Genomic DNA, 1980 nt, shown 5'->3' with positions numbered 1-1980 from the left:
GTGAACTTCGCGTGCGCGGAGGCCATGAAGGCGGCCATTTCCTCGTGGCGCGCCTGAATGAATTCGATCTTTCCGTTCGCGCGGTTCAGCGCGCCGAAGACGCCGTTGATGCCGTCGCCGGGATAGCCGTATATGCGGCGCACGCCCCAAGCGTAGAGGCGATCGACTAGGAAGTCGCCGACAGTGGTGGCCATATCTGCTCTCCGTCATAGCCAAAGCCCAGATAACCGCGCATTGACGCTAAGGCTTGGTGCGCAGCGCAACGCGAAGTAATGCAACGAGCATGCCGATACAGGCTATGGACATGGTGCTGGCTTCTGCCGCCTGCAGGGTCCTTGGGCAAGTCAAAGGGAACCACCATCCCACCATCGCGGTTATCAGCAGCAACGAGGACTTACGATATTTTTCAATGACGTTGAAAAAATAGCATACTGTGACATGCATAGCACGCGCGTTGGTAGTGAGTTGCTACTCAAGACCCCGTACCTCTATCGGCGGTTAATTCCTCGGCTTCGTATTGGTCCGCAATCAGGATAGGGGTTCGCTGCTGCCGCTAGACCTTCCGCACCTTTTCGTGGCAAATGACTTCCAAAAACGATCGATGTGCAATATCGGGAGCGAGTCGCGATAAGTTGTGCCGATCCGGGGCAAGAGCGACGGCAGCGGTCGCGTCGTTACCTAAGACTGAAGAGGCGTGGCTTCGACCCTCGGCTCGCTTGCGGAGCCGTTGGAACCTCGAATCGTGTTCCGCGTTGCATCGGCCCGCAGCGGGCCGCGGTGAAATGTGACCTTGCGTCGCAGGGAACCAAGAACTCTCTCGCGGTGCGTCGTCGCACGGCTGTTGTTGTTGCCGCTACTTTGCACCGACTGACTCGTGAAGTGGCATCGCTAATCTGAAGACTGCTAATGAGACGGGGCGGGCTGTAACATATGCAACCGTCTTTCGTTTGGCGCCGGATCGTTCTCGGCGTTGGCGCGCTCATGCACCGGCATCATAAGTAGCACAGCGTGATGCTTGTAGCGCTAGCTGCGACTACAACGTTCGGCCGTCACTAAGCGGCTCTTCCTCCACACGTTCGATCGTCCGGCTATCAGGGTGGCCTGTGTGTTGCGGATGCGCCGCTAGGCGCACCAATTGCTGCCGCTTACTTAGTTTTGTGCTGACTGCGGGGCGGAAAGAATGCCAAGTTTGCGCATTGCATCCGCGAACGGGCGGCATGTCGCTGACCGGAAGGAATGGAAGGAGATCAAATGTCGTACTCTAAGCCAGTGGATAGCGAGGCCGGCGCCCTGAACTCCTGTCGTAACGCGGCGCTTTTGCTTCGACTGCTGTCGGACGTGCCCCCTGAACACTTCGAGAAAATCGTTCGGGCGCTACTGGTCGCAGTCGATCGCATAATGATCGAAAGCGAGCAGACGCGGGCGGCCAACGTCTCGCCCGGCGTCGGGACGGCATTCCAAATGCTTACTGATGAAACGCTCTGGAAGGCGCTGATTCCGCTAAGCGAGGGTGCGAAGGCGTTTGTTGAGCTAATGGCGCGGCCGGTCGATCAAGATGGGACGCCGGTCGATTTTCAGGGTCCGCCGAAGTAAAGCGTCGTTCGATATGTATCATCATGTGAGTGACTTCGCGCTGATGGCCGTCGACAGACCGTAGCGTGCTTCGACTCTTTCTATGGCGTCGATCAAACGATAGCGAGACGAACCGGCGACTCCTGAGCGAGCATGGTTACTTCACAAGTGAATAATCGCCGCTATCGCTGGTTTCGGGTGTCACGGTGCTCGACCACGTCTTCTACATATAGCTTGTTGACTAAGACTATTGCGGCAGCCGTTAGTGGCGTCGCAAAGATCACCCCCAAGGTGCCGGTCAACACCCCTAGCAACACCTGCATGGTCACTAAGAATCCTTAACAAAATGAACGAAGGGGCTGTTAACCCTCGATGAATCCTGTTAACCTTTTCATTGTTTCGACGGTG

The 1980-nt window shown here is 56.8% G+C and carries 2 protein-coding genes; one reads left to right on the top strand and one right to left on the bottom strand.

Features of this window, described 5'->3' with window-relative positions; all coding sequences use genetic code 11:
- On the bottom strand, positions 1 to 194 hold a 194-nt coding region (locus NCR35_RS29685), incomplete at its 3' end, for a thiamine pyrophosphate-binding protein (protein WP_250537450.1).
- Between the two features lie 1057 nt (positions 195 to 1251).
- Between NCR35_RS29685 and NCR35_RS29680 the strand changes: the two genes are divergently transcribed.
- Complete coding sequence (locus NCR35_RS29680; protein WP_250537449.1) at positions 1252 to 1593, top strand: hypothetical protein; 342 nt, start codon at positions 1252 to 1254, stop codon at positions 1591 to 1593.
- The last annotated feature ends 387 nt before the right edge of the window (positions 1594 to 1980 follow it).

The organism is Caballeronia sp. AZ10_KS36 (assembly GCF_023631105.1).
GTDB lineage: Bacteria > Pseudomonadota > Gammaproteobacteria > Burkholderiales > Burkholderiaceae > Caballeronia.
This window is presented reverse-complemented; position numbering and strand designations above follow the sequence as displayed.